At 61.4% G+C, this 6,566-nt stretch carries 5 protein-coding genes and 1 pseudogene; 3 read left to right on the forward strand and 3 right to left on the reverse strand.

Annotated elements, in window-relative coordinates; translation table 11 throughout:
* The first annotated feature begins 39 nt into the window (after positions 1-39).
* From ABIB26_RS20520 to ABIB26_RS20530, 3 genes are all read left to right on the forward strand, one after another.
* On the forward strand, positions 40-1,092 hold the full coding sequence (locus ABIB26_RS20520; protein WP_354247469.1) for an SDR family oxidoreductase: 1,053 nt from the start codon (positions 40-42) through the stop codon (positions 1,090-1,092).
* Between the two features lie 148 nt (positions 1,093-1,240).
* On the forward strand, positions 1,241-2,200 hold the full coding sequence (locus ABIB26_RS20525) for a S66 family peptidase (RefSeq protein WP_354247472.1): 960 nt from the start codon (positions 1,241-1,243) through the stop codon (positions 2,198-2,200).
* A 970-nt stretch (positions 2,201-3,170) separates the two neighbouring features.
* Entirely contained in the window at positions 3,171-3,734 is a 564-nt protein-coding gene (locus tag ABIB26_RS20530) for a dihydrofolate reductase family protein (protein WP_354247474.1), read from the forward strand.
* A 172-nt stretch (positions 3,735-3,906) separates the two neighbouring features.
* Here the strand turns inward: ABIB26_RS20530 and ABIB26_RS20535 are convergent, their stop codons facing one another.
* The 3 genes and pseudogenes from ABIB26_RS20535 to ABIB26_RS20545 all read right to left on the reverse strand — a co-directional run.
* The gene (locus tag ABIB26_RS20535) at positions 3,907-4,590 is read right to left on the reverse strand and encodes a response regulator (RefSeq protein ID WP_354247477.1); all 684 of its coding nucleotides are present in this window, start codon (positions 4,588-4,590) and stop codon (positions 3,907-3,909) included.
* Positions 4,583-5,803, reverse strand: coding sequence for a sensor histidine kinase (locus tag ABIB26_RS20540; RefSeq protein WP_354247480.1), 1,221 nt, complete (start codon positions 5,801-5,803; stop codon positions 4,583-4,585). The genes ABIB26_RS20535 and ABIB26_RS20540 overlap by 8 nt, the downstream gene beginning before the upstream one ends.
* Positions 5,804-6,078: 275 nt before the next feature.
* Positions 6,079-6,566, reverse strand: a pseudogene (locus ABIB26_RS20545) (transposase); the annotation flags it as partial.

Here is a 6,566-nt window from a genome sequence, read left to right on the forward strand (position 1 = left end):
TTAGATCGGTAATTAACGATATCGCGATTAGGGGCGGGTATGGGTACGAAGACAGCGGTAGTGGTGGGGGCGCGCGGTGTTATCGGCGGGAAGCTGGTAGCGCACCTTGAACAGCTCGGGAACTGGGATGTCATAGGGCTTTCCCGACGCGGCGGAGTGGACAATGGGCGCGTTCGGCACATCGCGGTAGATCTGCTTGACCGGGGTGACGCAGAGGCGAAATTGTCCGGGCTCTCGGATGCGACGCACGTGTTCTATGCCGCATACCAGGATCGCCCCACGTGGGCTGAGTTGGTGGCTCCGAATCTGGTGATGCTCATGAATGTCGTTGAGACGATCGAGGCCGTGGCACCACACCTCGAGCATGTGTCGCTCATGCAGGGATACAAGGTGTATGGGGCACACCTCGGGCCTTTTGCAACCCCGGCGAGGGAGGACGCTCCTGCGCATATGCCGCCGGAGTTCAATGTCGACCAGCAGCAGTTCCTCGAAGCCCAGCAAGACGGCAAAACCTGGACCTGGTCAGCCCTACGCCCATCCGTGGTGTGCGGGATCGGGCTCGGCAATCCCATGAACCTCGCGATGGTGATCGCCGTCTACGCGTCCATTAGCAAGGAACTCGGTATCCCCTTGCGGTTCCCGGGCAAGCCAGGCGCCTACACCAGCCTCATCGAGATGACCGACGCTGGCCTCCTTGCGAAGGCCACCGTCTGGGCAGCAACCGAGCCCAGCTGCGCCAATCAGGCCTATAACATCACCAACGGCGACCTTTTCCGCTGGGACAGCATGTGGCCCAAGATTGCAGCGTTCTTCGACCTCGACACTGCCCCACCCCTGCCCATGTCCCTGGCCACCATCATGGACGACAAGCAAGAGCTTTGGCACACCATGGTGCACACGCACGACCTTCAACCGGTTCCCTACAAAGACGTCTCCTCCTGGAGCTTCGGGGACTTCGTCTTCGCCTGGGACTACGACGTCCTGTCCGACAGCTCCAAATCCCGCCGCGCCGGCTTCCATGAATACGTCAGCACCGAGGACATGTTCATGGACATCTTCCAGGACCTCCGTAACCAACGCATCATCCCTTAGCGCCCGCTTGAGGATCGGCTTACGGTACTGCTTATTTAGCCCGGGGCGGTGGTTGCGGCATCCGGGGTCTGCCCTGTCCGACGGTTGGCCTCGGAAGGCATTGCACGTTAGCGTCCCTGACATGAATGTCACATATCCTCCGAAACTCATGCCCGGCGATTTGATCCGAGTTGTCGCGCCGGCCCGGAGCCGGGCAATGGTAGCCGAACATGACCACAGCGCCCTGATCGAGCAACGGTTCGCTCAGATGGAACTGCGCATCTCGTACGGGTCCCACGTGGACGAACGTGACAGCCTTGACTCCTCCTCGATTGAGTCCAGAGTCTCTGACATTCACGCTGCTTTCGCGGACCCAGAGGTGGCAGGTATCCTCACCGTCATTGGTGGGTTCAACAGCAACGAACTACTTCCCTACCTGGACTGGGACATGATTGCGGCCAATCCAAAGATCCTGTGCGGCTACTCGGATATCACGGCCTTGCAGAACGCCATCCTCGCCCACACCGGACTGGTGACTTACTCCGGCCCACACTGGTCCAGCTTTGGAATGAGAGACCATTTCGAGCAAACTCGACAGTGGTTCATTGAAACCCTCCTGGACAACCGGCCCCTGGACTTGAAACCTTCCGAATTGTGGACCGACGACGATTGGTTTCTTGACCAGGACAACCGGAACACTCTCGCCGGAGACGGCTGGTGGGCGCTCCAGCCGGGCACGGCGTCCGGCCGCGTCGTCGGCGGCAATCTATGCACGCTTAATCTGCTCCAGGCGACGCCTCACATGCCGGCCCTCGATGGTGCGCTGCTCTTCCTTGAGGATGACTACGAGAGTCATCCGGCAACGTTCGCCCGTGACCTGACCTCCCTTTTGCAGGTGCCGGATGCCAGAGGTATCACGGGACTGGTCATTGGCCGCTTCCAGCGGGCAAGCCAGATGACCCGGGACCTTCTGGAGCAAATCGTCAGGACCCAGCCGGGCCTCAGAGGGCTTCCCGTCCTGGCCAATGCTGACTTCGGACACACACAGCCGCAGATCACGCTGCCCATTGGCGGCCGAGCCGAGCTGACAGTCGGGCCAACCAACAGACTCCGCATTACCGCGGACTAGCCAACAGCAGGAGCAAGAGTGAGATCGCCCGCTAAAGGTTCCGCTTCCGGACATCCCCGTTTCGGGTACCTCTTCGCTCCTGCTTCGTTGAACTTAACTGGGCGAAGAAATCCATATCTCTCCACTGGTGAGAGTCCGGGCAAGGCATTCGGCAATACGTACCGCGTCTTTTTCCGTCGAACCTGGCAAGAGTCTCATCCCAAGCTGCGAGGCCGGCAGGTCATTAGAAACAACTGCTCTTTATCTGGGATGACTTGCGCCGACGTTCCAGGAGCCGTCGCCGCTGGAGGAACGACGGAACGAATCCGACGGCGACGCAGCGCACCCCGCCAGAAGCAGAGCAAAGACTGGCACGATTATCTTCGGAAGCTTGCTCCAGTAAATGAGGCGACGGGGTCTGCGCTTCACCTCAGGACTTGCTCCGCTAGGAGGCCAGCCGGTCATTTTGATGATTCAAACGGCATGATTGAACTGAACCACGAACTGCGAGAATCCGGTAGGTCCTTCGTTGCGGGCGATTCATGGACTAGACCGAAAACCGTCCCGGTAGAGGTTCCCCAGTCGACACGTTCACTAGACAGGATGGTATGCACCACTTGCGCTGAGGGCTAAGCTACGCCTGATGACACTTGAAGAGTCCGGCAGCGGTAACGGTCGTCGAATCCCACCCGGGACGCCTAAGTGGCTTATCCCCGCCCTCACGGTCGCTTTTGCTCCGACTGCTCTTAGCCTATTGGTCATTGCAGCAACCTACGCTGATGGTGCCGTCGTCAACGTCTTGTCACTGATATCCGGGCTGATATCACTGGTGCTGACTGTACGGATGGCCCGGCTGTGGCGGCAGCAAAGGAAAGACTCACGCAACCAGCCCTCGGAGTGACACCTCTTACCCATGACGTTGCCCCCCGCCTAGCGGCAGAGCTCCCGAATTGCCCTCCAACAACAGCTGACTGGATGAGAGACTGACGCCATGCGCAAACTGACCTTCGGCATGAACCTGAGCCTGGACGGCTACATCGCCGCGCCCGGCGACGACCTCGGCTGGAGCGTACCGAGCGACGAGCTGTTCCAATGGTGGTCCGACCGGGTGGGGGCGACGGGCCTGGCGCTGTACGGGCGCAAACTGTGGGAGACGATGAGCTCCCACTGGCCGACCGCCGACCAGCAGCCTGGCGCCACACCGGCGCAGGTCGAGTTCGCCCGCCGCTGGCGGGACATGCCGAAGGTGGTGTTCTCCTCGACGACCAGCACGGTCGACTGGAATACCCGCCTGGTCACCGGCGACGCGGTCACCGAGATCACCCGGCTCAAGGCCGACGACGGCGGCCCCATGGACATCGGCGGTGCCACACTCGCCGCGGCGGCCATGCGGGCCGGGCTGATCGACGAGTACGCGCTCGTCACCCATCCGGTCCTGGTGGGCGGCGGCACGCCGTTCTTCACAGCCCTGGACAACTGGGTGAACCTGAGCCTGGTGGAGACCCGGACGTTTCCCGACGGTGTGGTCCTTACCAGGTACGAGACCAGGCGCTGAGTGCCCGACGTCGAATCCGCGCGGGCTTCGGGCCACCAAAGGATCTCGTGGCGCTGTGTTCCGAGGCGATCGTGACGTTCCTGCCGGATCCTGTTCTTCACCGCAGACGATCCGTTCGGATAGGGATCCTCCAGCGGACGTCTCCGTCGTAGAACGCTGGTCCCGCACTCCTTCAGTCGCCCAAGAGTCTGCGTTCGTAAGCGAACGCAATCAGTTGCAGTCTGGTGCGCAGAGCCAGCTTGTCTAGGACGCTTCGTAAGTGTGTTTTCACTGTCGCATCGGAAACGAACAAGGCTTCGGCTATGTCCCTGTTGCTGAGTCCTTTGGCGGCTAGGAGAAACACATCCCGTTCACGGACCGAGAGGACGTCCAGCACCGAGAGATCCGGACCCACACTAGGACCGCGGCTGGCGGCGTGTTCGAACAGCGAGTGCACGGATCCTGGGGCTATGACTGAGTAGCCGGAATGAACGGTCCTGATTGCTGCGAGCAGGAATTCGGGTTCGGCGCTTTTGAGCAGGTATCCGCTCGCCCCGGCCTGGACTGCATCCAGAACGGCGTGATCGCGGTTGAAGGTAGTAAGCGCAATTATCCGGGGCCTGTCAGAGTTACACGCGTCCGCGTCGCTGATGATTTGGCGGGTGGCGGCGACTCCGTCCATGACAGGCATGCGCAGGTCCATGAGCATCACATCCGGACGTCTTTCGGCTGCTAGTGCCACCGCCTGTTCCCCGTCCGCGGCCTGGCCGGAGAACTGCATATCGCTTTGGCTTTCAATGAGCATCCGGATACCGGCCAGGAACAGCGGCTGGTCATCGACCAACGCGACGCTAATTTGCGTTGCGGTTTCAGTCATTGCGGTCGGTGTTTCCTGCGGCCGCCACTTCAAGGTCGTTATGCGTCACAGGGTGCTCTAGGACGGTGTTTTCGCCTGCGGGGTCGTCAACGTCTGCCAGGTAAGGGATAAATGCGGTGACGCGGAACTGTTCGCCGTCCGGTCCTGCAGTTAGCCACCCGCCGGCCAAATGGGCACGCTCCCGCATGCCAGGCAGACCCCGTCCAAGGCGCTGTGGACCGGCAACCACCGGCTGACCGTGTTTGCCGGAGGCAACTTCCGAGGCAACGTGCACCGTGAGTCCAGGTCCGGTCCAATCGAAGTGCAGACGGACCGCCGTGCCACGCCCGCCGTGCTTAAGAGCATTCGTCAGGCATTCCTGCACAATGCGGAAGACCGCGACCTGCTGTCCCCGCGAAAGCTCCATGCGGGTTCCGGATTCACTGGTCTGAATTTTTAGACTGCCACGCTGCAACCCCTCAACCAGACCCTCAACATCACTGAACTGCGGCTGTGGGACGGCCATACCGTCACCACGGACCCCTTCGATGACCCGTTGGGCGTCCACTAACGCCGTCCTTGCGGACCCTGCGATGTTTTCCAGGGCACCCAGGACTGCTTTTGGCTGGTCCTTACTCAAATACCGGCTGCCGTCTGCCTGCGCCGCGATAACAGCCAGAGAATGGGCAAGGACGTCATGAAGATCCCGGGCGATGCGCGTCCGTTCCTGTTCCACGATTAGATCGACCTCGGTCGCCTGCAGGGTCCTCTCCGCCAGGTCGCGGGCGCGGAACAGGCTGCCTCTTTCCTGATACAGCGACAGCAGCAGACCCAGGGTGAAGCATGCAGCAGCGATCATCAACAGCAAGGCAAATAGCTGCCAGCCGTTCCGAAGAAGGATCCCGCTGTCCCCGCCAATTTGGCTGAACCACCCCACTCCCGCACCGTACCTCCACGACAGCATGAGGAACGTCATGACGGAAGCGAAGAGCACGTTCGCGCCGGCAGCGGCCAACCGCATCCGTCCCTGCGTGGTCCACGCGATAAAGGCCAGCGCGATGAAGGAGCCAATGTAGATCGCCCAGTAGTTGGCGTACATGGGCGGAATCAGGTGAGCGAGCTGGCCGATGAGCAACAGGGCAGTGAGCGCTAGGGAAACCACTGGCAGCCAGACGGCCACCGCTATCGCCAACGTCATCAGCACCAGCGGCCAGGTGCCTTCCCAGGTATCCAAACTTCCTGGACCCCAATGACCCCCGTTGGGTCCCATCCGGCCAGCTTCAGCCACACACCACAGGGCAAAGAAAACGCCGGCCACCACAGGGGCGCCCCAACGCCGCGCATACTTCAGAACTGGTTCCATGCCTGTCACCCTATCCACGGCAACCAGACCGATCAGGCCATATCCGGCCGATCTCCACCCAGAAGCTAGAACAATTCAACCTTCAGGCCAAGGGGTCAAGTCCAAATGCGTGGTGTAACGCGGTTGCCGCGTGATCTTTGGTTTGTTTAGGCGCTGAGCGCCAGTTCTGGGGTGTTCGCTGCCTCCTCTGTGGTCGTGCTGCCGATGGTCTGGGCCTGTTGGATGAGGTCCAGGCTGAGGTAGCGGCGGGCTTCGATCCAGTCATCGTGTTGCTCGGCCAGAACGGCGCCGACGAGGCGGATCAACGAGTTCCGGTCGGGGAAGATCCCGACCACGTCGGTGCGGCGGCGGATCTCCCGGTTCAGGCGTTCCTGCGGGTGTTGGACCACACCTGGCGCCAGAGGCCCTTCGGGAACGGCGTGAAGGCGAGCACGTCGGCGCGGGCGGTTTCGAGGTGGTCCGCGACCTTGGGCAGCTTCTCTTCCAGGGCGCGCAGTACGCGGTCGAACTGGGCGTGCACGGCGTCCGCGTCGGGCTGATCGTAAACACTGTGCAGCAGGGTTTTCACCCAGGGCCAGGAGGTCTTGGGTGTGAGGGACATCAGATTCGCCGCGTAGTGGGTTCGGCAGCGCTG

The organism is Arthrobacter sp. UYEF20 (assembly GCF_040546335.1).
In the GTDB taxonomy this organism is placed as follows: Bacteria; Actinomycetota; Actinomycetes; order Actinomycetales; family Micrococcaceae; genus Arthrobacter.

Coding starts and splice junctions, on each gene's coding strand:
- ABIB26_RS20520 (WP_354247469.1), top strand. CDS start 40: ATGGGTACGAAGACAGCGGTAGTGGTGGGGGCGCGCGGTGTTATCGGC.
- ABIB26_RS20525 (WP_354247472.1), top strand. CDS start 1,241: ATGCCCGGCGATTTGATCCGAGTTGTCGCGCCGGCCCGGAGCCGGGCA.
- ABIB26_RS20530 (WP_354247474.1), top strand. CDS start 3,171: ATGCGCAAACTGACCTTCGGCATGAACCTGAGCCTGGACGGCTACATC.
- ABIB26_RS20535 (WP_354247477.1), bottom strand. CDS start 4,590: ATGACTGAAACCGCAACGCAAATTAGCGTCGCGTTGGTCGATGACCAG.